The following is a 24050-nucleotide window of genomic DNA, read 5'->3' as shown; positions in this document are numbered from 1 at the left end:
CCAGACAAATTGATCAGGATCAGAGGCTTCGCGATATCCCAACAATCTAAGCCCCAGATAGAACGAACTCTTGCTACGTGACCTCGCCGTTGAGTAGCGGATAGTCCGTGTATCCTCTTTCGTCGCCGCCATACATGGTCTTTGGGTCGGGCGATGCGAGTGGCGCGTTTTCCTTGAGGCGGAGCACAAGATCCGGGTTACTGATGAACGCCTTGCCGAAAGCAACCGCGTCTGCGGCTCCGTTTTTCACGGCGTCCAACGCCATGTCGCGGGTGTAGCCGTTGTTAGCGATCCATATGCCGCCTTCGTTGCCTTCTTTGAACCGGCGTCGCAAATCGGCATAGTCAAGATGCGCGAAGTCGCGCGCTCCTCCTGTGGCCCCTTCCACGATGTGAATGAAAGCAATCCTCAGCGCTGCCATACGCTCGACGACCAGGTTGTAAGTAGCCTGCGTTGAGCTATCAAGTGCGGCGTCGTTGACCGGCGACACAGGTGACAATCGGATTCCCGAGCGCCCGCCCCCGATCTCATTGGCGATCGCAGTCATGACTTCGGTCACAAAACGCACGCGGTTCTCAATCGATCCGCCATAGATATCCGTGCGGTCGTTGATACTGTCCCGCAAAAACTGCTCGACCAGATATCCATGCGCTCCATGAACTTCAACGCCATCAAATCCTGCTGCGATGGCGTTTCTAGCTCCGACCCGGAAGTCATGGATCACGCTGGCCACCTCCCCCGAACCCAGCGTCCGCGGCACAGAGACTGGCGCAAATCCCGTCGCTGTGAATGTCTGCGCCTTCGCGACGCGAGCCGTGCTGGAAACAGGAATCTGCTTATCTGACAGCAGTGAGGTATGCGAAATGCGTCCCACATGCCATAGCTGAGCCACAATCTTGCCACCGGCCTCGTGCACGGCATCGGTCACGTGACGCCAACCGGCCAGCTGAGTTGCGGTGTGGATACCCGGCGTATCCAGATACCCCTGCCCCAGAGGCGAAATTTGCGTACCTTCGGAAATGATGAGTCCGGCGCTCGCACGCTGACGGTAGTAAGTCGCCGCCATAGCTGGCGGAACACCACCGGGTCCGGCACGGTCGCGAGTAAGTGGCGCCATCACGACGCGGTTTGCCGCAGCAATGTCGCCTATCTGAACAGGGTCGAAAAGTGTAGTCATTGAAAACGGAATGAAGGTGATGACACCATCGCTCGGAGCGAGCCGACTCGCCTCAGGCTCGATTCAAGCGACCGGAAAACGTCGGCCCAGCCAGGGCCGACACACATGTTGCTTCATGTTTTGAAGCTACAATACAGCGGATAGTAGCTGATGTCAAAGAACATCGCCAAGCCGGTGGAAACAATTGGCTTCCGATCTCTCCGGCAGGCGCCTCGGAGGACCATCGAACGCTTGTCGCCCACCTTCGCGCAACGGCTCTGCCTCTTCCTACTTGTGAGAATGCATTGCTCAGAGCACAGACGCTGTCGCGCAACGAGCGGGGAACCGCACGTTCAATGCAACGCACCATGGGATTCCGATACGCCTTCCGTGAATTGTTCACCGCGCACAAAGAGTGTTTTGATTTTCCGAGTATTTGTCGCGGAGACGGTTCCGAGCACACTTCATCCAACGCTGGGTAGTTTCGTTGATTCGTGGTGTCACCACGTCACCGTCCCACCGGGTCTACAAGCCAAAGAAGTGAAATACCAACCAACACTTGCTTAAGAGAGGAATCATGAAAGCGACAGGCTATTCAACATGGCACGGAACATGGAAAGAAGGCAGCGGCACCGTTTCGACCGGCAGCGACACCATCAAGGACAAGCCATATAGTTTCTCCAGTCGCTTTGAAGGCACTCCCGGTGCCAGCCCTGAGGAACTGCTGGCGACTGCGCAGGCCGGTTGCTTTAACCAGGCGCTTGCAAACAACTTCGGCATGATCGGTTTCAAAGCCGACAGCATCAACACGAACGTGGTTGTCGACCTTGGTTATGGCGACGACGGGCACCCTGCAATCAAGAGTTCGTTCATCACGACCGAGGCAAAATGCCCCGGAATTGCGCAGGCGCAGTTTGACCATTGCGTAGAACGCGCACGGACCACCTGCACAATTGCTCTGATCCTGAAGCTCAATCTTGGCATTGCGGCAACTTTGTTGCCGTAATGCAACCACGTGTCCGCTGATCTGGGCGATCAGTGGAGACCGTTGTGATCGTTAGCGCCCAGCTGGCGCAGATCCACCTGAGATTACTTCGTAGCACGCCGGAATCGAGTCATCCGGCTTGTCACTTCCAATTTCTTTAACGTTGCCTACAGCGCCCTGATGCAGGAAAGCAGGCAACGCGGAGACAGATAATATGTTCATCAATGATTTCAAGCCTACGCAGTTCAAGCTAACTGCGGTATCGCCCTTGTTCTGGCGCGTCGCGTTCAATAATCCACCGGTCAACGTCATTGGGCCGGCTATGATTGGTGAGCTCAAACAGCTACTTACAGAGCTTGAGACAAACCAGGAAGTCAACGTCGTCGTGTTCGAAAGTGCTGATCCAGATTTCTTCCTGGCGCACTACGATCTCGCCGCCGACCCCGCTATTGCCGAAGCATTGCCAAGCCCTACCGGCTACGCTGCCTGGGTCGACGTGCTGGTGCGGCTATCGCGCGTTCCTGCGGTCACCATTTCCGCTATTCGTGGCATAGCTCGTGGTGCCGGAAGCGAGTTCGTACTAGCGTCGGACATGCGCTTTGCAAGCCGTGAAAAAACGATCCTCGGTCAGATGGAGGTAGGGTTCACTGCGTTGCCTGGTGGCGGCGCCGGTGGCCGGCTGCCCGCGTTGGTTGGTCGCGGTCGAACCTTTGAAATTCTACTTGGCGGAGAGGATTATTCGGCAGAGCTCGCTGAGAAGTACGGGTATGTCAACCGATCCGTTCCCGATGTTGATTTCGAGGCGTTCATTACGGCTTATGCCACCCGAGTATCGAAGTGGGATCGTCGCGTGATTGCCGAAATCAAACACTTCGTCAACAAGTATACGATCCTGCCGGACAGCGAGTATCCACTGCACTCCGACGCGTTCTGGGGCGCGGCAGCCCGCCCACAGTTCCAGTCAATTAGCAGTCAGTTGTTTGAGCAAGGTCTTCAGACCCGCGGCGAGCTTGAGTACAACCTTGGTCGGGATATCGGGGAGATTTTCCCTAAGGCGGGTTTGTAGTCTTGAGCTAAAGGTCAGATGCTATCGAGAGGTTTTGCGGAAAAAGCGCGAGACCTCTCGCGCCGTTACCAAAATCACACCGGCGCTTTCTCGCTAGCACGGTTCTGCTTCTGTTTTCGCTTCCTCCGCCGCCGACAAAGCGGCGGACATGATCTGGTGATATCCAGTACACCGGCAAAGGTTACCAGCGAGGGCTTCTTCGATCGCCTTACGTCCGGCATAGGGATTCTCCCGGAATAGCGCGACCAGGCAGAGGATATGCCCGGACAGGCAGAAGCCCCACTGGAACGCGTTCTTTACCCAGAACATGCGCTGAACGGCGTTCCTGAAGACTGGCGCGAACAGGCACGCGTCAGCGTTTGGTTCGATGACGGACGTGATCAACAACAGCACACAGGCACTGACCGACCGCGACCTCGCAGCGATGTCTGTCTATCTGAAGTCGCTTCGATCGGAGGGTGGCACGAACGTACCGCCTTATCGTTACGATCCGAAGGCGAGCCTGGCGGAACTTGCGCATCCCGCAACGAGTGCCGGTGCCAGGGTCTATACAGCATATTGCATGCATTGCCATGCTGTAGACGGCAAGGCTTTCGCGCCCTTACTTGCACCGTTAGCGGGCAATCCGAACGTGCTGGAAAAGAACGCATCTTCATTGATAAACGTCACACTTAACGGCACTCACGACCTCGTGATTCAGGGCGTTCCGGCTCCCTACCTGATGCCGCCGTATGCGAAGGTGCTGAATGATCAGCAGATTGCCGACGTTCTGACGTTCGTCCGCGCCGGCTGGAACAATGGCGCACCGGCAGTGGAGTCAAGCGAGGTGGCGAAGATGCGCAAGGCCACGCAGGACTAGCGTCAAGAAAAAACTCGTGACTTTCATTTTTAAAGCGTCTATTCTTACTGCACATCAGCTTGTCTGGCAGGCAGCCCAAAGCCATTGGATGACCGCTCCACGTTGATCTCGTTACGAGGGTGAAGCAATGCAATGTTCGGGTCGTCAAGCCTCTGCACCATTCAATGTTCGTATGCTGCGGCAACCGCACGCACCTATTTCGCGACTCAATTTCTTACCGAACACGCAAAGGCAATCTCATGACTTCAATCTATAGTGCGGACCGGACCGGCCTCCTCATTGTCGACCCATACAACGACTTTATGAGTGAAGGCGGAAAGTTGTTCGACGCCATCAAGGCCACAGCAGAGGCCAACGGCATGTATGACAATCTCCGCAAGATTATTCCGGCTGCGCGTGCCGCCGGAATACAGGTTTTCATCGTACCTCACCATCGCTCTCACCATGGTGATTTCGACGGTTGGCAACATATGAATATGTTCCAGAAAGCAGGCCTTCCCATCAAGGCTTTTGAGGTCGGAACATGGGGTGGCGAGTTCAATCCTGAGTTTGGCCCGCAACCTGGTGACGTGATCATCAAGGAACATTGGGCACAAAGCGGCTTTGCCAACACCGATCTCGACGCACAGCTCAAGCAGCACGGCATCCAGAAAATTATTCTGGTCGGATTGATCGCTAACAGTTGCATCGAGTCGACCGCACGCTTCGGTATGGAACTTGGCTACCACGTCACGCTCGTCACCGATGCTACGGCTGCGTTCAGCGCGGAAGGCATGCAGGCTGCCGCAACGAATGCCCCAATGTTTGCCCACGCGATCCATACAACAGCCGAGCTTCTGGAACAACTTCCAGCCGCGTAAGGCAGGCCATTTTGATGATTGACACGGAACAACGGGATCGCACAGGTGTTGCAACGCTCTGGTAGCGGTTGGATCGCGCCGCCATGCGGGCTGAAAAGCGCCCCATCGCGGCGCATCGGTGCGCAATTCGACTAGTTCAAGAATCCATTTAGATCGAAGAGAAGCGCAGCCGGCTTTTCTTCGGCGATAAAGTGGCCACTTCCCTCGACCCGGAGGGTAGTCGATCCTGGAGCGCTTGCATCAAGCGACGCCTTCAATCGTGAATATCCGGGGCCGCCAAGACCCAGTACCGGCATGATCATTGGCTTGTAGGTGCCACTGTCGGCAATATCCTGGGGGAAAGCCTGATACCAGCCATTGCTCGCCCGGATTGCGTCCCGGCTTGAGTAGGCGGCAGCGTAGACAGCACGGTCTCGAGCATCTATCGCCGTCTCATCCTTCAGCATGTATCGGAAGAACCAAGCTTGCTCCAGCCCGGCGCGACCTTGGAGAAGATCTTCGGGAAGGCCCTTAACCTGATGGAAGGCAAACCACCAGAGATACGGATGATCTTCATCAATCTTGTCCCCAAACGTTCCTGCTTCAGGCAAGAGAGGTAGCTTCAGATACCCCGCTGACGGATGAGCGACATCCAACATCACCAGCTTACGCACCTGTTCGGGGTGGTTGGCGGCCAGACTAAAGGCCACCATCGCCCCAATATCGTGGCCTACCACATCAACTTTCTCGTAGCCTAGCTGATGGATGAGCTCGGAAAGGTCGTTAGCCATGGTCTTCTTGTCATAACCGCCGGGCGGTTTGTCGGAGCTACCCATCCCTCTTATATCCACGGCATATACGCGGTGTGTCTTCGCCAGCTCTGGCATGATCTTGTGATATCCCCACCATGTCTCGGGCCAACCTGGCAACAATAGTACGGCACTCCCTTGGCCTCCCGTTACATAGTGCAGACGGATGCCGTCAACCTCCGCGTATTCGTTTTTGAAGCCAGGTAAGCTTTTTACTAGCGCGTTATCCGACATGGCATAGGTCTTAGCCGATGTCTTGGCCGGTGCGGCGACGACAAAGCCTGAAGAAAGCGCGATAGTCATTGCAACGATGATAGATTTCAACTTCATTTGTGTTCCTTTCTTAGCTAGGCCGCTGTCTCAAAGAGCCCCTTGGGGGACAATCCGACAGCCGTACAAAAGCAAAATACGCTGATTACGCCGGCGCACATTCGGCCACGGACGAATCTATGGCGGCCGGCATTTGTAGAATCTCCGATGAATTTGCAAGTGTTATTACCGACGATAGAATCATTCGGTTGGCATTGATCGGCCGATGGCCCGATGTACGTGGCTGGTAGACAAGGTCGCCCTTTCGAACCGGCTTGCCGGTCAGTGCGCATACGCCGTTGAACCGAGCAATCCGCCGCGACCAAAGCTGATCGCCATAGTGACAAGACGTCGAATCGCGCCACGAAACCGTTGCGGTGCTGCTAGTCGGTCTATCGAGTACTTTTACGATGATGTTTTCGTGCCTACCCGTGGTTTGACGCGAAAGCACACGCATCGGCAGTTGGAAGGAATCTTGGTCGGACTGATTGATACCGTAGGCAACGGCCCGTCGGAGCATCTTTATCGCATGAAGCCACGGATCGCTGGTGTGTAAAAGGCGTTGCATAGTCCAGCCTCGGCAAATGAAGTAAAAGCTCTTTCCATCAAAATCTTCTAACTGCGCGCGAGTCATCGTCCTATCGGCCTGTAGTCCCTGAACAAGGGGTACCGCAATAAGCAGCGCAGACCGCCATCGCGGACTGCCTGATAGACGCATGGGAATTTCGGCTGAAACAACGGCTCACAGCATTAGTATTCTTCGCCGCTACGACAGACCCCATTCATGCATAATCTGTACTAGCTCGAATCGGTAAAGCGCAGACTCCGCAGCCCAGTGCGGCACCCAAATCACGCCCAGTCCACGAATCGCGGCCTTTACCAGAGCTATGGCACAACTGCTTTGCGTATCGGAGGTCGACACCAGCAGCGATCTGTATCCGTTCACTCCGTGCCGAAAAACAATCCTTGCAGTGACACTAGCGCCCGAATAGGACATGAACTGGCCCGGCTTCAGGTCTTGAGGACTGACAGGGTGACCATACCGTCCAAGAAATGACGGGCTTGCATAGAACCCGAATGAGCGCTCGGGAGGAGAATTCTTCAATCGCCACTCATAGCCGATATCCATCTCAGATGGAAGGTGGTGGATCGCGTTGCGAACCTCCATACGAGACTCCCCCGAATGGGGAACCCGTGTACCAAACGACAGCCTTTTGTCCTCCATGGCTACCTCTAACGTATCGGTGCCACGCTTTTGAGGATCAGATGCTCTCGCGATACACGGAGACCGGCGCGTGGGCCCCTCATTCTCGTCCAGTCCAAATCTTTCCATCACAGCCCCCAAGCAACAGTAGGTGAATGGTGGGCTTTTCGTGCGAACGTGACGAGTTGCGTGTTATTAAGATTTGTTAATTGCTACCTCATGCGTTGCGCCAAAGGTAGATCGGGGCAGTCACGAACACCAAGATGCTTGAGTCCTGATGTCGATTCGCGGAAGAGAGGTAGTTAACTCTGCGGACTTGATACGTCAGGACGCGTCGAGCACCCGAGCGTTACGCAACAATCTCACTCTGTCAGACATTCAGTATTGAAACTGAACCACGGGCCGGATGCCCCTTGCCTGCTTACTTGCGTCCGCCTCTGCCATCGCGCCGGAAAGCGAGAAACGCTAGTCGACGCGCCTCGCGTTCGGCCTGGAACGCTGCACTTATGACGGGTGTGGCATCATCAAACGTGAACGGCTTGTCGCCGGAGGGAGACTTCAGGAAGGGGCCAATCTGTTGCCCCGTTTCTTTCAACACCCAGGTGAGCGATGGCTCAGCTTGCGGATCGAAATCACCCCACTTCTGCCCCCACGCCTGAAGGGCAAGAAGAACCGCGTCAAGCTCCTTCCCTTTCGTCGTTGCAGCATATTCATAGCGCGCCGGCTTTGCACTGTAGAGATGCCATTCGATAACACCTTCTGCCTTCAATCGTTTTAGTCGCGTCGAGAGTAGGTGTGATGACATGCCGGTCTGCGCTTGAACCTCTTCGAAGCGGTGCATGCCCATGCCCAGTTCCCGCAAGATCAAAAGCGTCCAACGATCACCCACCACGGCGAGCGATCGAGCAATCGGACACAGACTAAAACCAATATCATCCCAGCGCATGTTTGCTCCTACATTCCGGGTTTTAGAACGCGTCTGGGCCCGGACATTGACCCACTGGGACGCGCATCTGGTAACGACGCGGCCGAATTTCTGAGTTCTCTTGTACCTGCCATACGCCGTCGCTTCATTTTTTGAACGTATTCATAAATACTACTCGCACCAGATCGAAATCTCCACACTATTCTGCTGTCGATATCACCTTTCGCGGCACGTTTGGCACAGCAAATTGTGCCTCCCAAACGTCGAAACTCACCACACGATCGACTATCTGGCTGAAGAGCTTTCGCTCGGGACGGCGCCGACACACACTGATGCCCGCGAGGATTGATTAAGCGCCGCCCACAGTCGTTTTTTGCGGACCGCGGTGAGCGTCTTTCTCGCCCCCTGACCGTTGACACCCTACCGCCTGCTAACCGTAAACACTATTCCACACTAACCTTAACGAAACGTTCGACACTCGACAACAAATAGGCGCGACGGCCACGGCCTGAAATCCCCGAGCCTTGTCACGGTGTATTTTCAACTCAAAGGCATGTGCATAACGAACATCATTTTTTATGTGATGAACAAACTTGCCCTTGATTCAATGAAGGTCCCAACTAACCGTTAAACGATATTTTCAGGAACTCACTGTTTCTTGATAACCGTTAAGCGACAACGGAATTCAGCTTCGCATCATATGCGCCACCACTGCTAAAACATGAATTAGCAGTGGATTCACTCGTAGTTCAACAGAACATTCCAAGTATCTAGTCCAATAATGCGATGACCCACACAGCGACTAGTTCTACTCAAAGTTCTATGGAACCCACCGAGCAAAGCCTTAAGCCTCTCTTCTTTCCACCTTCCGATTACTGGCAGAGCGTTCGCCCGGTAGAACACGGGCGAAACGAACGGTTACCACTGCCGTCGGAGATCGTCGAATGCCATCCGTCCGTCGACGGGTGGAAAGGGTTCGCCACCTGCAACGTCTGTGTGACGGCTTGGAACAATGACTATCCGGGGCCAAGCTTTAGAGCGAGGCATATCAGTACCCTCAGCATCATCCAAAAAATCAAAATTGGGGTGACGAGTACGGACCACGCTAGACGTCCTATACAGGCTACAGGCTATCTGTTCGACCATGAACTGACATTCATTGGCCTGTTGGACTTCAGATACTTCGGTGAGCATCTGCCTAGGACTATCGAGTTCAATGTTGAAGAACTTGGTCTCCCACTTTCAACTGTCGTCCAGCTCAGATTTCAACTGAACGGCGGCGGTACGCTTCAAGTTCCGACACCCCCACTAGTTAGCAGCATTTTTGTTGAGGTTTACCGTTGTTTTTGAGGATCCGGATCGGATGAAATTCGAAGTTTTCAGTTTCTGATCCCATACACTTCTAGAGGGTAAGAATGAGCTACGCAACAGCTTTAAGCGGATTGGCTGGCGCATCCAGCGATCTCGACGTGATTTCCAACAATATTGCCAACGCAAACACGGTCGGATTCAAGGAAAGTCGAGCCGAGTTTGCAGACGTGTACGCCAGTGCAATGACGACCGCGGTAAACAATCAGATTGGCATCGGTACCCGTGTCTCCAATATCAATCAGATTTTCACCCAAGGCACCATAACCAGCACCAATAATGATCTAGACGTCGCCATCAACGGCAACGGCTTCTTCACGCTGTCGCAGAACGGCGCCACCGTGTATTCGCGCAATGGGCAGTTTCAGCCCGACAAAACAGGCGCGATCGTCAATGCAGACGGTCTTCCGCTTATGGGCTACGCAGCCAACTCAAGCGGCGTCATCGACAAGAGCAACATCGTTCCGCTACAGATCCCGAGTGCCGACCTTGCGCCGACACCCACCAAGAACATCGCCGCAGCGTTCAACCTCAACTCGCAGGACCCGATCCCCACGACAGGCACCTTCTCAGCATCAGACTCGACGAGCTATAACTACCCGACGACCGCGTCGGTCTATGATTCGCTTGGAGGTTCGCATGACGTCAACCTGTACTTCGTGAAGAATGCGGTTGGCTCGTGGGACGTCTACAGTACGTCTGGAAACCCCGCTACGCCAGTCGGGCCAAGTGCGACGGGCAAACTCGGCACAGTAACGTTTGATACGTCCGGGAATTTAACCGCTCCCAGCCCGGCAAAGTTCGCCTTCAATATTCCCAATGGTGCAGACGGAGGAGCAACCACTCAACCCTTGACGCTTGATCTAACGGGCACAACTCAGTATGGACAAGCCAACGGCATCACGAAGCTAAATCCTGACGGTTCGTCCGCGGGTCAACTCCAGCGATATACGGTCGGCAATGACGGAACAATCACCGGCACATACTCCAATGGTGAAACGCTACCTATTGGTCAAATAGTACTTGCGGACTTTTCCAACCCGGACGGACTCACTGATCTGGGCGGAAACCTTTTTAGTCAGTCTGCAAGCTCAGGGGCGCCACAGGTCTCCACCCCGGGATCGACCAACCATGGAGTCGTTCAAGGCGGCGCGGTTGAAGGATCGACCGTTGATTTGACGACAGAGCTCGTCAATCTCATAACTGCCCAGCGTAATTATCAGGCTAACTCGCAGTCGATCAAAACGCAGCAGACCGTCGATCAGACGCTAATCAATCTGTAGCACAAGCTCGGCGCAGACTTGGCGCGCTGGCTGCGAGCGCAATTGGTATAACGCTGCGAAGTACTCGAAACTTCGCAGCGCTTCAACGTAATGTCGCCGTAAGAACCACCATTGCTCCGGTCAAGCGTGCTTATTCTCCGCATTCACGAGTGAACGCTGCATGCAGCAAGTCCCATCGGTTTGGGCATCAATTTTCGATGACGCGGAGAATTGTTCAACTGATTGCGCGGCGCCCCTTGTTTCGCTGCCATTGCACTCTCATCGCCGAATCGGAGTGTCGATTGATTTTTTGTACGACCAACTATGTACCGTTCAAAAGGATATTCTGGATTCGCTTCGCCTCGCTACGCAAGATGCCGACGATCTCGTCCCAACGTTCCTCTAGCATACGATGATTCACAGCGGACAGGCTGAGCGCCCCGAACGGTCGGCCACTAGCATCATTTAGAGGGACTCCGATACCTGTTACGCCCAACGTGACCCAGTTACCACTGACCGCAAATCCGCGGCTTCTAGTTTCTTCGACATGAGCCGCTACAAGCTGCGTGTTGAGTCTGTTGAATGGTTGAAGCCTTTCTGCGTTGTTTTCGATGATTTCTATCACTTCGTCCTGCGGCAGGCCGGAGAGAATGGCGAGGCCCGCCGCACCGACGCCAAGAGGACGGCGGCTGCCGATATCGAGCGTCAGCACACGGATGGGACACGTGCCCTCCCGCCTGTCAATACAGACTGCATCCGCACCACTCCTCATGACGAGATAGCAGGTGTCCTGAGTTGCCTGAAGAATGCTATTCATTGACTGGACGCATTTTGCGCGGATGTCGCAATGATCGGCAGCTGCAAGCCCGAGTTCAAAGGTCAGCGGGCCAAGTACATATCTACGCGCATCGGACTGATAAACCACGAGTGCTTCGTCGCACAACTGCTGCAAAAGCCGATAGACCGTCGAATGAGGTAAACCCGTGGCGCGAGTGAGTTCGACCAGTGCAAAACCATTCGCCCGTGGCGCTGCCAGCACACGCAATATGGCGACCGATCGCCGGAGCGATTGCGACCAGCCCTTTCCTAAACGAGGCATCGACGACATGGTGTTCATTTGATGGACACTATCATGGAATCTCTGGTATGTCGCGTCTAAACTCGACTCAGCATTTTCAACAACTGTGAGGAGTTTGAAATGAGTCGTAAGTTCAAGGACCACGTACCCGCGGGGGTGATTCCAGCCGCCCTAATGCCGTTCAGGCAGGACATGAGCATCGATGAAACAGCGCTCCGAAGCCACATGCGCGAGATCGCGAACACCGATGGCATCAGCTCGATCTGTGTCAACGGGGTGTCGCAGGAGGTGACCGCGCTGACGTTGGGGGAACAAAAACGCACACTCGAGATTATGGTCGACGAAGTGGGCGATGACATTCCGCTGATGCATGGTGTTTTTGCGCATGGAGCGCATGATGCTGCTCAGATCGCGAGGCAAGCCGATGCCGGCGGAGCGTCCTCATTACTGGTCTTCCCCCCAGCCGTGTTTGCGCGCGGATCCGAGATGCGCCCGGAAATGACGATTGACCACTACAAGGCGATCGCCGATGCAACGGATCTTCCCTTGGTCGTGTTTCAGTTCGAGATGGGCACGGGGCAGGGTCATTCTATTGATACGCTATTGCGACTGGCGGACGAAGTCCCTTCGGTGAAAGCGATAAAGGACCGAAGCAACGACCCCGTTCTGCATGAGCGCAATATTCGCATACTGCAGGGACACACGCGCCCTTTGAATGTCTTGACGACGCACAGTGCGTGGCTCCTTAGCTCCTTGGTATTAGGCTGTAGCGGCATCCTTTCAGGGTCTGGCAGCGTTATTGCCGATCTGCATGTCGCGCTCTGGAAAGCCGTCCAAAGTAACGATCTTGAGACAGCCCGGATCCTCAACGACCAAATCTATCCTCTGGCACGCTGTTTCTATAAAGCCCCTGTACTCGACATGCATACAAGGATGAAGGAGGCGCTCTTCATGCTAGGGCGGCTTCCAAACGACGAAGTCCGACTTCCTTGGGTCAAGCTAAATCCGGATGAGATCGCTGACGTTCGCGCGGCACTTGAAGAAGCCCGTTTGATGTAGGAAAACGGCCATCCGTTGCGACACGGCATGCGAAGGTGCGTGAGCTCCAGGCTCGGGTCAAAATGAATGTCGCTCGAGAGCAATATGTCGCGTTTTTTCTTTCGAGACAAGCCGACAAACGCGGGGGGTGAACCGCCTAGCGCATCCACAGCGTATGACCCAGACTCCGGCCGACTGCGTGGCAATGCCGGATTAAAATTCGACATTGATCTAGGAGATGTGATGCACTCGATATCGATTGATAGCACGGAATCGTCATTGTTAGATTGTTCAGGAGAAGAGCGAGATGCGGCCTACAGAAAGGTCGTATGGCGACTAATGCCCTTTCTCTTCGCTTGCTACTTCGTCAACTATCTTGATCGGGCGAACATAGGCTTCGCAAAACTACAGTTCACAGCGGACCTCCACTTTGGCGACGCCGTCTATGGGTTCGGAGCGGGTCTGTTCTTTGTTGGCTATGTTATTTTTGAGGTACCGAGCAATCTGCTGTTGCAGCGCATCGGAACGCGCGCAACGATCACGCGGATCATGATTTTTTGGGGACTTGTATCCGCGGCAACTGCGTTTGTCCGCACCCCAACAGAACTATATGTTGCCCGGTTCTTCCTCGGTGTTGCTGAGGCCGGCTTTTTCCCGGGCGTCGTTCTCTACCTAACTTACTGGTTTCCGTCTAAAAGACGCGGACGGATGACGTCAGTCTTCATGTCGGCTCTGGCGGTCGCTGGCATTTTTGGCAGCCCCTTGTCTGGGTTGGTAATGACACAACTACATGGCTTGCGAGGACTAGCGGGATGGCAAGTATTGTTCATCGTGGAAGGCTTGCCGGCCGCAGTACTTGGGGTAATAGCATGGTTTTTACTTGAAGACGGACCTGAACGTGTAAGCTGGTTGACGCCTAGGCAAAAAGAGATCATCGCACGTGACTTAGCTGTCGACCGCTCCATGCGCCCAAGTGTAAGAGAATCGTATCTGCACACGTTGCTCGATATCCGGGTCTACGTCGCTGGCTTCGTCTCAGCGACCATGTTTTCGGCGTCTGTATCAATCGCGCTGTGGGCGCCGACTCTTATCAGAGAGGCGGGCGCTAGAGACTTTCAAGCGGTCGGTCTGTTGACGGCGATTCCTTATCTCGCTGCGGCGATGGGCATGTATTTCCTGAGCAGAAGTTCAGATCTGTTGCTGGAGAGGCGCTGGCATGCTGCGGCAGCCGCTGCCGCTTGTGGCGTATGTCTCGCTGCTCTTCCCTTTGGTGGAGGCAGCGTCTTGATCACGGTGGCGCTCCTGTCAGTCGCCGCTGCTGGGCTATACGGCGCGATTGTCGTGTTCTGGACGATCCCTCCTGCTTACCTACCTGAGGCAACGAGGGCTTGTGGCATAGCGCTCATTAGCAGTCTTGCGGCGATCAGTGGATTCTTCTCACCAGCAATGGTAGGGGCATTGAAAGCGGCTTCTGGCAGTCTCTACATCGGTCTGGCAGGCGTTGGAGCGGTTACCATTCTAGGCGCCCTGGTGTTACTCATCGGCATTCCTGCCGACTCTATTCGGCCGACATTTCCACGCTAACACCGATCGCCTTCGCGCGGGCAGGATAGCCGATGATGTTTTCTTTCGCCCTCCCTTAGTCCAGCCCGCGGTCCTGCGCGGGCCGTCGGATTGTTCGGCTATCTGGTTTAGCGGTGTAAAGTACAGCTGTACTCCGTTGCCGGGCATCCGATCCAGATTCGCTGGTAAAGAATGTTTCAGCTCTCAAGCTGCGAAGCAAATCGATGTGGCGACTAGTATGAGCCTCCGCCGGAATGTGGCCGGTTTCGGAGGACACGCAAAGTGAGGCGTCGCTGAAACAAACAGCGAACCAGGATGCAGCTCATTCATGAAGTACAACACGGCTCTGTTTCACAAGCGCTCCAAATCTCTCGTACCCGCGCAGCGCGTCAAAACGTGAGTCAAATTGCAACGAGAGAACCAGCGGATCGCGCCTTCTTCGCGCGGTATCTAAAGAAGCTATCGCAGCTGCGTGATCCCCAAGCGCCACAGCTAGCAGTGCACTTTCGCCAGGCGTGATGGTTTTGTCCTCCAGCAGCCGAGCGGCTACGTAAGGGCGGCCCGACCATGCCTCCAGTTCGGCAGCAATGACACGACGCGGCGTAGACAGCAAAGCCGATTGCGCCGTCCGCTCGATCAGGCGCGTCGCCTTTTCGCGAGCGCCTGTTACGATGTACGCCAAGCCGAGATATCTGACGACGTCAATGTTGTTTGTGTAGTCATCTTTTTCGGAGAATGTCTCCATAAGAGAGTCATACCGCCGTGCGAAAAAGAGCGTGCGTGCAACCGATATCTTAATTGGTTGGGCAAACGAGTCGAGACCCGTTGCATGATGCAATCGCGAAAGAGCTTCGTCGAAACGACCAACGTACGAAAGTAATGTTCCGTAGAGGTAGTCTGCTCGAACAAGGTCCCCAGGCTCTAGTGCCACCCGAATATGCGCCGCAGCCTTCGGCCAATTCCAGCGCAGCCAACCCTGAACTCCTGCGGCCGCACAATTCCCTTCAGACGATATCTCGTCGAGTAGAAGGACACGATTCACTGCCGGCTTGGCAGCTTCATACGCTGCCTCGTGAGTAATCATTCCGCGCAAGAAAAGCTCGACATGACTGTCCGCAGTCGCAGACAGCAACCTGGTGTCATCCGGGTGCTTCGCTACAGTAGCAGTAAGTAGACGAAGCGCGTCTGCTACGGCAGAGGGCCCCTGTTCGTCGATCGCCCGCCTCGCGCGAGCGGCGACACCGAACGCACGGATTGCCGCCAGGCTCGGTGACACTGACATCGATCGCACCGGCGAATAATCGAAACGACAGCGCGCCGCAATGGCCGACGCGATGCGCTCCATGGAACATGGATCGGTATGGGTCGCCACATCGAACCTGTCAGACCATACGACAAAGCCGGTCGAATCGTACATCTCAACTATAACGCGGTATCTTCCACCGTCCCGTCTAACCGTTCCTTGCATGAAGAGGTGCACACCAAGTTCACCTGAAAATCTGGTTGCAACGGATCTCTCCTCCGGTTTTTCACAGATCGCGCTGCGAGCAGCAACGCGAAAACCGGGCGACATGCTTAGACTATAGATGAGCTCATCGGTCAGCGCGGCTGAAAACATAACATCCGCTTCCGTTCCGGTTAGACACTTGAATGGGAGGATTGCGAGAGACGTTCCTTCTCCCTCACGATACAGGTCCGCTGGACCGGTCGGCTCCGAGGAAGTCAGCCGTTCGAATTTCCCACCCGCTTTTTCATCGACGACGAAAACGGGTGCATATGAGCCAATCGGATAGACAATCTTCAGCGCCGAGGATCTCTCTGCTGTTTCGTAATATTTCTGAAGCTTCGATCTCAGCCTACGCGCCTCAACTCTGACGACTGAGTCAACACGGGGGTCGTAAGCATGCGGGCGGTCGTACACCTGCGTACCGATAACGTGTTCTTTGAGCAGGTGTGCACGTCCACTGAGCACCGCGTCAACAGTGAAGCGAAGAAAACGGATGAGTCTCGCCGAATTGACGAACAATCGGCTTGTTGTTATCCGATCCAATTCTTGGCCGATTTCAGTAGTACTTTCGACCACCGACTGCGTCACCCTGCGAACCTCCCGACGATGTTTCCCCCTCGTCAACAAACCATAGATGAGAAGTAGTGAGCTCTACTGCATTCCCAAAGTACGCTTGGTTGTGCACTCCGCCTAACATTTTCCGGCATCGGCGAACAACCCATGCCTGTCAGTCAAAATCTCCACAAGGGACATTAGGCACTCAAGTCAATTTTCTAACTTTTAGCCTTTGCTTGTTGCACCTGCGCACTTGCTTCCTGTTTCATCAAATTCCGCACGATCTCCATGATCTTCTCCCTCACCTCTGGGCTCGCGGTCTTAAGATCGTCTTCTGAGATGCCAAGCTTCGCAAGAATCTGCTTTTCCAAACGCTGGTTAAGCGTACCTTTAGTGTAGTCGGTCAATTCATTTAGCAGCGCTTGAAACGAAGATCCAGCAGTTTTTTTCCCCGTTTCCGTTGCGGTGCGGTCGGCAAAAGAAGAGATCGAGCCGATCGGATTCTGAATACTCATGTGTTCTCCATACCTTACACGTGGTCATGCACCGCGCGCGTTTACCGATGCACGTTGCCGCATGTATCCACAATGTCATTGGGACTGCGTATGCCACATCCCGCAGGACGCCTCAAGCACAAGGCTCATAGATACGGTGAAGCCAGCGTCCAACGAAATCGCAGACCAGTCCACCTTTACTGACGCCCGCGATAAGCTTACACACTTCAATTTGGAAGTCATCTATTTTTCGCTACGTGTGCAACTACGCCTTGCGCAATCGCTAACGGCTCATCCCTTCCGACACCGTACTTCGTGTGCCTCATTGATGACAGCTTCCGATCGGACCGGCATGTTGGATATCGACTCAAAGGACTGCGTGAGATGTACGACATGCATAGTCGTTTGCGCCGTTGGCGCGACTGTGTCCACTTGCTATCTGGTCGCCGACCGGAAACATCTCACCACCGAAAACGCACGTCTAGCCAAGACATTTCCGCCGGCAACGAGACCCGGTCGAGCCTCTTACTGACGCCGACGCGTGGGAGCTCAAAACAAACAAAGCGCACTTGCTTAAGTAAGGCGCCACGACACTCTCGGGCACGCGACGTTCACGCCAGCAAAGGCAGTCGATGCGACTCCTTGATTGTATGCATGACAAATGCACTCCGGATCTCCCTCACGTGCGGTAGCGCGGCAAGGACCTTGCGGCTGAAATTGGCAAACGCGTCGAGATCTGTCGCTACTACGCGGAGCAGGTAATCCTCCTCACCCGATAGGATGTAGCAGGACAAGACCTCGTCGATTGCGTCCAGGGCACGCTCGAACTCCACTGCGTCGCGCTCATGGTGAGACGTAATCTTGACGAACACAAACGCGTCTATACCCAGCCCAAGGGCTTAGCGATTCAGCAGCAAGCTGTAGCCATCAATGACACCCACCTCCTCCATGCGCTTCACTCGGCGCCAGCAGGGCGACACTGAACTGTTCGTCTTTTCGGCAAGCGCGGCCATCGATATCCGCGGATCCGCCTGCAGGCAGGCAAGGATGTCCCGATCGACGGGCGAAAGCAGTTGGTCCATGGATCTCCTCATGTGGGAAAGGTTGACTTAAGGCCTCTAGTCTCGCAGACCGGCATGCCTTACCTTTTACGCGACAATAATCGAAATGTCTTGCCGATATTTGATAGCCTCACAGCAAAAATCAAAAAAACAAATCTCTTTTGCCTACCTACAATGATCGCAAGCTGGAGGAGCGATCAATGTGGAAGACCCTAACACCTGAAGATCTGGACAAAGCGTATTCGCCAAGTACAATCGCCGCCAACTATCGCGAGGTGGTCGCGGACTACGGAGGGAGCAGCCGCAGTACGCTGGCCCGCGCGGAGTCGCTGCGTCTGAGCTATGGCGAGACATCCGATGAATACGTAATTCTGTTTGAGCCGCAAGGGCGGGGCGCCGATTCGCTGCTTGTATTTTTTCACGGTGGGTACTGGCAGGACCTATCCGCGGAAGACTCCTGCTTTCCCGCTGATTCGCTGCTGTCCAGCGGTATGGCTTACGCCGCCGTGAACTACACGCTGGCACCGCATGCGTCCATTGCCACCATCGTCGCGCAAAGTGCAAAAGCACTAAAGAAGCTCGCCGCTTCAAGGCCCAATGCCCGGATTGCTATCGCAGGAAGCTCCGCTGGTGCTCATCTGGCAGCAATGCTGATCGCGAACGACTGGCAGAAATGGGGGCTCAGTACCGCGCCCTTCCATGCGGCGGTGCTGCTATCCGGCGTCTATGACCTGCGCCCCCTCGTAACGACATACATCAACAAGCCCTTGGGATTGGACGCTCAGAGTGCGGCCGTCGTCAGTCCTTCGCTCTCGACGAATGGTTGTCACTGTCGTGCATCCGACGCAACTCCTTCTGCTGCTTTCATGGATACAGGCGTGGATTCGAATTGCTTGCGGGTTGCCATTGCTGACGGCAACCCGCAAACTGATATTCCATACCTGGTGACGTGATGACAAACTGGCGCGGCCCTTTGTCGTCGATGGCGCGATGGCGTTAGTTTCCTGCAGTCCGTTCAGGCGCCAGGCGCCCGAGTGGACGCCGCATGTGTCACTGACGAAGGCTAACCGCAGGCCCGCAGTGCAAAAATCAGATGAACTGCCCCGAGTGAACAGCGAGTTCAGTATGCACGACGACCGGAGCGGTCTGGAAAAAGGGGCCCACGAGGCGCCGCCATTCCTGGAAGTCGCTTGACGCCCGGAAATGCACCATATGGTCCTCGACCGTCGTCCATTCGACAACGAGCAGATACCGACCGGAGTGTTCGATTGTCCGGTGTAGCTTGACGCCATTGCAGCCACGGGCGCGCATGAAAAGCGGTATCGCCTGCGACACGCCTGCTTCGAATTCTTCCGCCTTGCCTGCGACAATTTCGATCTGTGCAATCTCAAAGACCACGACGTGCTCCTATCCTGTTTGATGGTACCTGCGGCCTCAGGCTGCCGGCGCAACCGAAGCACCGGCAACGCCGTGGCGACACATGGAATCTGCAACGAAGCCGCTCGCTTTCATCTCCTCCACGAATGAAGACAGGAACGACGCGGCCTGCTCCCCGCGACTTTTCGGCAAGCCCATCGCTTGCTGGATAACCATGAAACGTTCGTCCAGCAACCGCAACCCCGGGATCTTCTGCGCGTCGGCCGCCAGCACCTGCCTTACGCCAGCCGCGACTTCCAGTCCCTGATCAAGGAAAGACTGGACAACGACCTGCGACGATGCAGTCCGCACAAGCGTTGCTGCCTTGATCTCCCTCGTCAGAAACAGATCGTACGCCGTGCCCTGCCCGACCGCGACGCGATTGCCAACGACGTCGATCTCGTCATTTGAACGTACGGGCGATTCGTCGCGGACCAGATAGAAGCCTTCAATGAGCACGTACGGCGCGCTGAACGCGACGCCTGCGCCGCGGGCCGGGTCGACGGCGAAAAAACCGACATCCGCCAGTTCGTCAGTTACAGCCTCGACCGACTTTCTTGCCGTTTCAAACTGAACCAGTTCAACATCTACCTGCAGTCGCTTTGCAAGTTCCCGGGCAAGATCAACCGAGATGCCGAACGGCTCGCCCGTTTCGGGATTCCTGTTTGCGAGGATAGGATTGCCCAGGTTAATGGACGCCCGTAGTTTGCCTGTGGGCGCGAATGCGGTGACGATGGACGCTTCAATCGACATAGGGGGCCTACAAAAAAGTTAGGAGGTAAATTCTCGTCATACTGGATAACCCGTTCAGCGGATGGACAAGACGCTCTCGTAATGTATCGGACGCTTCCTCGTTTCGTTCGCGCTGCAGGAGTTCAGGAATGCCCAGATGCTGCCTGCAATTCCCGGCGTACCTGTCGCGGCCCTGTGCCGAACAGTAAGAAAGCAGCCTGTGCACACGGTTCAGGGACTTGATTGTGTCGATAAGAAACGGGTTGCCTGACGCTTCCACGATCGACTCGTGAAATCGGTCGCCGCGATGGTGCAACCGGTTCGTCGTATCGGTCTCGATGCCGCCATCAATGCAACCCGGCACCGTGGCAGCGCCCTTGGATCGAGACGATTGCCGGGCTCCGGTAACGCGGCCGTTTCAGGTGCGAGACGCAGACGGTACGATTTGCGTAAGCTGTCGGGTGTCGTAAGCACGCGGGGAAACCGCCACCCGTAACCGGGACGACATCCGGCCCAGCCCTCATGCACGATACGTCCGGGAACAGCGGTAGCCTGCACACCCGTAAGGCCATATCGTGTCCCACATAATTGTTCCGGAAACTCATCGGCTAGCAGACCTTTCCGCGCATCGTCGGCAATGCAGAAGTACACTCCGGCTATCGCGTCCGACACAGGCAGACTGAGTTCGCTCACAACAACGGAAAGCGATTCGGTCACGGATCTCGCAACGAAAAACCCGCGATTGCGCTCTCGCGTCAAGACGCCCTTTTCGCGTGGCAGCGCGAGGGCGTCATTAACCGGCGAGTGTGATACGCGCAGGCGGTCCCCCAGCATCTGGGCCGGCAGGCGGCCACCGACATGGAGGCGTTCGCTATGGAAGAGTTCCAGGATCTGGGTCGCAATTGACCGGTTACTGTGCATCGCGTCGTCGCCTGCCTTGTGTTTTGCTCTGCTTTGTCTGTGAGGGCAATGATGACGTCGCTCTTTGCAGGATCAGCGGAATGACTCCTCCCAATCGCAGCAACTCGGTTTCAAGAGCGGTTTCCACGGCCGCACCGGCCGTCATCCGTTCACGACGGCCGCCGATACGCACAATCGTCACCTCCACTGCGCAACGAGGCGAGAGCGATGCAGCCGGCGCGTCGATCTCGATCCTGTCGCCCGGCTGAATGTTCAGCGTACCTGGGCTTACATTGGGTGGAAGCCGTAGGGGCAAAATACCCATCCCGATCAGATTCGACCGGTGGATCCGCTCGAAGCTGACAGCGAGAACCGCGCGGATGCCGAGTAGCCTCTGCCCTTTCGCGGCCCAGTCACGGGACGATCCCATCCCGTATCGCTCACCGGCTATCAGAACGACCGGCTCGTTTTCGTCGCGATATCGCTGCGCCACCTCGAAGATAGGCAATACTTCTGCGCTAGGAACATGAAGCGTATGGCCGACCGGTGCGCCAGGGTGCAGAAGATTGACCAGCGTCCTGTTATAGAAGGCCGCGCGAACCATGACTTCCCAGTTGCCGCGGCGTGACGCAAAAACGTTCAGGTCATTGCGATCGTCGCCTCTGTCGACGAGGTAATCGGCAATGAAACTGGTTTCCGGAATCGCACTCGCGGGCGAGATGTGATCGGTCGTGACGTCGTCACCGACGACAAGTAGCGGGTAGGCACTGTAGCGTCCTAGCTGGCATCCTTCGCTAAACGAAGCGAATGGCGGCCGACGCAACGCCGTCGACGTGGGGTCCCATGGGAAACAAGCACTCTCAGGCGCGGTCAGTTCGGCCCATAACGGATTTGCCGTCGCTAACGCAAACGCCTCAGGATAATCGTTGGGATCCGCTGCCGCCCGTACGAGTTCTGCTACCTCTTCACGCGTTGGCCACAGATCCGCCAGGCGGACGTGGGAGCCATCGGGGGCGGTCTGGATGACGCTATCGCTGATATCGATTTCCGCGTCCCCCGCCAGAGCGAATGCAATCACTAGTGGCGGGGACATGATGAAGCCAAGATCAAGATCCGGGTGAATACGGCCCGGGAAGTTACGATTACCAGACAACACCGCGACGGGATGAATGGCCCTGGCCGCCATCCCGTCCTGAATCATCGCGGTGAGCGAACCAGAGTTGCCGATGCACGTCGTACAGCCATAGCCCACGATATCGAATCCAACGCTCGACAGGTCATCGATCAGGCCGGCACGCTCAAGATAGGTGCCCGCTGCGGGCGACCCCGGACCCAGGGACGTCTTGACCCAGGGAGCGACCCTCAGACCCAATTGCCGCGCCTTGCGAGCGACCAACCCCGCTGCGATGAGCAGCGCTGGATCGCTCGTGTTTGTGCAACTGGTAATCGCCGCGATCGCCACTGGATGTGCAGGCATCCCGTCAAGTGCTGTTTGCGGCTCAAACTTGAACTCGCGCAGCGCTCGCGCCGTATCCGCATATCCCAGAAGGTCCTGCGGGCGACGTGGACCTGCGACATGCATACCGATTGCTGCAAGATCAATCTCTAGCGTGCGGGTGTACATCGGCTCTGCCTCAGGATCAAACCATACGCCGATACGTTTGCAGAAAGTTTCGACGAGGTCGATGGCTTCCTCGCGACGCTTCGTCGCGCGCAAGTACTCGAGCGTATTGTCATCGACTGGGAAAAATCCCGTGGAGGCGCCGTATTCCGGTGCCATGTTGGCAATCACCGCCCTGTCACCGGCGCTTAGCGTCGAGACTCCAGGACCGAAGAACTCGACAAACTCACCGGAAACGCCCATGTTGCGCAGCCGATGCGTGACCGTAAGCGCCACGTCCGTCGCGAGACTGCCCGGGCGAAGCGCGCCGGTCAGTCTGACTCCGATTACATCTGGGACACGCTGCATGACCGGCATGCCGAACATGACCGTTTGCGCCTCAAGGCCACCCACACCCCAGCCCAGCACGCCTATGCCATTGACCATGGGCGTATGACTATCCGTGCCAATCATCGTGTCCGGCACGGCCCATGTTTCGCCGTCGCGCGTCTCAACCGTCACAACCGTAGCCAGCTGTTCAAGGTTGATGGTGTGCATGATGCCCGTGCCCGGTGGATGTATACGCACACCGTGAAGAGTTTTCGACGCCCATCGCAAGAAACGATAACGTTCCTCGTTGCGCCGCAACTCGAGAGCAAGGTTCAGCGGCACCGCGTCCTGCTGCGCAAAATATTCGACCGCGAGGGAGTGATCCACGGACGAATCGACAGGCAATACAGGATTGAGGCTCTCCGGATCGGCCCCAACCTCTGCAAGCGCGTCGCGCATGCCAGCTATATCGACGAGAGCCGGCGTGCTTGTCGTATCGTGCATCAGTACCCGCCCTGGCTGGAAGGCGATTTCCGTTTCACTTGTACCGTCCTTGCACCATTCGAGAATCCCTTCTACAGCGCGCTGTCGCTCGTCACCATCGGTGTTGCGAACCACGTTTTCGAGGAGATAGCGCAGGACAACGGGCATTCGCTTCAAGGACGGGCCAATGAGGGTCGGCAGATCGATGAAGCGATACGACCTGTCGCGAACGGTCAAGGTCGCATTGGAGGGAGCGTAGGTGTTTTCCATGACTGTATTTTTGCACTTTATAGCATCACGATACAATCTAGTAGAAACCCCCGGCGCACCTCAACGGACCGCCCGTGCATAGTGGACGGGCCTCAGGCCGATCCAATTTCCCGCGATCAGAGGCGACTTGGCCGCGGAGTTGAGCGGGGTACGTCAATCCAGGACGGTGTCGCATCTATCCTGCTATGCCAACGGGCCGATCGACGGGCGCGCGTTGCCAATCAAAATCGAAAGGAAGGAA

Annotated in this window: 21 protein-coding genes and 2 pseudogenes; 8 read left to right on the top strand and 15 right to left on the bottom strand. The window is 55.8% G+C overall.

Annotated elements, in window-relative coordinates:
* Positions 1-73 precede the first annotated feature (73 nt).
* Positions 74-1177 (bottom strand): alkene reductase, encoded by a 1104-nt coding sequence (locus B0G73_RS19130; RefSeq protein ID WP_106282875.1) that lies wholly within the window; start codon positions 1175-1177, stop codon positions 74-76.
* 556 nt (positions 1178-1733) lie between these two features.
* Between B0G73_RS19130 and B0G73_RS19125 the strand changes: the two genes are divergently transcribed.
* Both B0G73_RS19125 and B0G73_RS19120 read left to right on the top strand, forming a co-directional pair.
* Positions 1734-2162 carry an OsmC family peroxiredoxin gene (locus tag B0G73_RS19125; protein ID WP_106282874.1) on the top strand — a complete coding sequence of 143 codons (429 nt, stop codon included), beginning with the start codon at positions 1734-1736 and terminating at the stop codon, positions 2160-2162.
* Positions 2163-2355: 193 nt separating this feature from the next.
* Positions 2356-3207 carry an enoyl-CoA hydratase/isomerase family protein gene (locus tag B0G73_RS19120; protein ID WP_106282873.1) on the top strand — a complete coding sequence of 284 codons (852 nt, stop codon included), beginning with the start codon at positions 2356-2358 and terminating at the stop codon, positions 3205-3207.
* 93 nt (positions 3208-3300) lie between these two features.
* Here B0G73_RS19120 and B0G73_RS19115 read toward each other — a convergent pair whose 3' ends face one another.
* Positions 3301-3516 carry a 2Fe-2S iron-sulfur cluster-binding protein gene (locus tag B0G73_RS19115; RefSeq protein ID WP_106282872.1) on the bottom strand — a complete coding sequence of 72 codons (216 nt, stop codon included), beginning with the start codon at positions 3514-3516 and terminating at the stop codon, positions 3301-3303.
* 10 nt (positions 3517-3526) lie between these two features.
* On the opposite strand from B0G73_RS19115, the pseudogene B0G73_RS19110 reads away from it, so the two are divergent.
* Both B0G73_RS19110 and B0G73_RS19105 read left to right on the top strand, forming a co-directional pair.
* Positions 3527-4066: pseudogene (locus B0G73_RS19110) on the top strand (c-type cytochrome); the annotation flags it as partial.
* A gap of 239 nt (positions 4067-4305) precedes the next feature.
* Positions 4306-4926, top strand: coding sequence for an isochorismatase family cysteine hydrolase (locus B0G73_RS19105; RefSeq protein ID WP_106282870.1), 621 nt, complete (start codon positions 4306-4308; stop codon positions 4924-4926).
* 131 nt (positions 4927-5057) lie between these two features.
* Here the strand turns inward: B0G73_RS19105 and B0G73_RS19100 are convergent, their stop codons facing one another.
* The 4 genes from B0G73_RS19100 to B0G73_RS19090 all read right to left on the bottom strand — a co-directional run bounded on the left by B0G73_RS19100 (position 5058) and on the right by B0G73_RS19090 (position 8173).
* Positions 5058-6044, bottom strand: coding sequence for an alpha/beta fold hydrolase (locus tag B0G73_RS19100; RefSeq protein WP_181196588.1), 987 nt, complete (start codon positions 6042-6044; stop codon positions 5058-5060).
* 85 nt (positions 6045-6129) lie between these two features.
* Positions 6130-6657, bottom strand: a complete 528-nt coding sequence (locus B0G73_RS19095) for a DUF3331 domain-containing protein (RefSeq protein WP_181196587.1) — start codon at positions 6655-6657, stop codon at positions 6130-6132.
* Between the two features lie 132 nt (positions 6658-6789).
* On the bottom strand, positions 6790-7191 hold the full coding sequence (locus B0G73_RS40070) for a hypothetical protein (RefSeq protein ID WP_146144202.1): 402 nt from the start codon (positions 7189-7191) through the stop codon (positions 6790-6792).
* A gap of 457 nt (positions 7192-7648) precedes the next feature.
* Positions 7649-8173 carry a helix-turn-helix domain-containing protein gene (locus tag B0G73_RS19090; RefSeq protein WP_106282868.1) on the bottom strand — a complete coding sequence of 175 codons (525 nt, stop codon included), beginning with the start codon at positions 8171-8173 and terminating at the stop codon, positions 7649-7651.
* Positions 8174-9567: 1394 nt separating this feature from the next.
* On the opposite strand from B0G73_RS19090, the gene flgE reads away from it, so the two are divergent.
* Complete coding sequence (gene flgE / locus B0G73_RS19085) at positions 9568-10803, top strand: flagellar hook protein FlgE (protein ID WP_106282867.1); 1236 nt, start codon at positions 9568-9570, stop codon at positions 10801-10803.
* A gap of 301 nt (positions 10804-11104) precedes the next feature.
* Here the strand turns inward: flgE and B0G73_RS19080 are convergent, their stop codons facing one another.
* Positions 11105-11899 carry an IclR family transcriptional regulator gene (locus B0G73_RS19080; RefSeq protein ID WP_258193366.1) on the bottom strand — a complete coding sequence of 265 codons (795 nt, stop codon included), beginning with the start codon at positions 11897-11899 and terminating at the stop codon, positions 11105-11107.
* 81 nt (positions 11900-11980) lie between these two features.
* On the opposite strand from B0G73_RS19080, the gene B0G73_RS19075 reads away from it, so the two are divergent.
* Entirely contained in the window at positions 11981-12919 is a 939-nt protein-coding gene (locus B0G73_RS19075) for a dihydrodipicolinate synthase family protein (protein WP_106282865.1), read from the top strand.
* Between the two features lie 222 nt (positions 12920-13141).
* A complete protein-coding gene (locus B0G73_RS19070; RefSeq protein WP_106282864.1) occupies positions 13142-14482 on the top strand; it encodes an MFS transporter in 1341 nt (446 codons plus the stop codon).
* Positions 14483-14783: 301 nt separating this feature from the next.
* Here the strand turns inward: B0G73_RS19070 and B0G73_RS19065 are convergent, their stop codons facing one another.
* The 4 genes from B0G73_RS19065 to B0G73_RS41260 all read right to left on the bottom strand — a co-directional run bounded on the left by B0G73_RS19065 (position 14784) and on the right by B0G73_RS41260 (position 18099).
* Positions 14784-16556: a hypothetical protein gene (locus B0G73_RS19065; RefSeq protein ID WP_146144201.1), complete on the bottom strand. Its 1773-nt coding sequence runs from the start codon at positions 16554-16556 to the stop codon at positions 14784-14786.
* A gap of 185 nt (positions 16557-16741) precedes the next feature.
* Complete coding sequence (locus B0G73_RS19060; protein WP_106282862.1) at positions 16742-17038, bottom strand: hypothetical protein; 297 nt, start codon at positions 17036-17038, stop codon at positions 16742-16744.
* Between the two features lie 590 nt (positions 17039-17628).
* Positions 17629-17889, bottom strand: a complete 261-nt coding sequence (locus tag B0G73_RS41265) for an Lrp/AsnC ligand binding domain-containing protein (protein WP_258193365.1) — start codon at positions 17887-17889, stop codon at positions 17629-17631.
* A gap of 27 nt (positions 17890-17916) precedes the next feature.
* Positions 17917-18099, bottom strand: a complete 183-nt coding sequence (locus B0G73_RS41260; protein WP_258193364.1) for an Lrp/AsnC family transcriptional regulator — start codon at positions 18097-18099, stop codon at positions 17917-17919.
* A gap of 179 nt (positions 18100-18278) precedes the next feature.
* Between B0G73_RS41260 and B0G73_RS19050 the strand changes: the two genes are divergently transcribed.
* Positions 18279-19031, top strand: a complete 753-nt coding sequence (locus B0G73_RS19050; protein WP_106282861.1) for an alpha/beta hydrolase — start codon at positions 18279-18281, stop codon at positions 19029-19031.
* A gap of 136 nt (positions 19032-19167) precedes the next feature.
* Here the strand turns inward: B0G73_RS19050 and B0G73_RS19045 are convergent, their stop codons facing one another.
* From B0G73_RS19045 to acnA, 4 genes and pseudogenes are all read right to left on the bottom strand, one after another.
* Entirely contained in the window at positions 19168-19476 is a 309-nt protein-coding gene (locus tag B0G73_RS19045; protein ID WP_106282860.1) for an antibiotic biosynthesis monooxygenase, read from the bottom strand.
* A gap of 36 nt (positions 19477-19512) precedes the next feature.
* On the bottom strand, positions 19513-20247 hold the full coding sequence (locus tag B0G73_RS19040; protein ID WP_106282859.1) for an ABC transporter substrate-binding protein: 735 nt from the start codon (positions 20245-20247) through the stop codon (positions 19513-19515).
* Between the two features lie 7 nt (positions 20248-20254).
* Positions 20255-21147: pseudogene (locus B0G73_RS19035) on the bottom strand (FCD domain-containing protein).
* Positions 21137-23809, bottom strand: coding sequence for an aconitate hydratase AcnA (gene acnA, locus B0G73_RS19030; RefSeq protein ID WP_106282858.1), 2673 nt, complete (start codon positions 23807-23809; stop codon positions 21137-21139). Before acnA ends, B0G73_RS19035 begins: the two are co-directional and overlap by 11 nt.
* Positions 23810-24050: the final 241 nt, after the last annotated feature.

This window comes from Paraburkholderia sp. BL25I1N1 (assembly GCF_003002025.1).
In the GTDB taxonomy this organism is placed as follows: Bacteria; Pseudomonadota; Gammaproteobacteria; order Burkholderiales; family Burkholderiaceae; genus Paraburkholderia.
The sequence above is the reverse complement of the archived record's forward strand: the minus strand, read 5'-3'. Positions and strand labels throughout refer to the sequence as shown.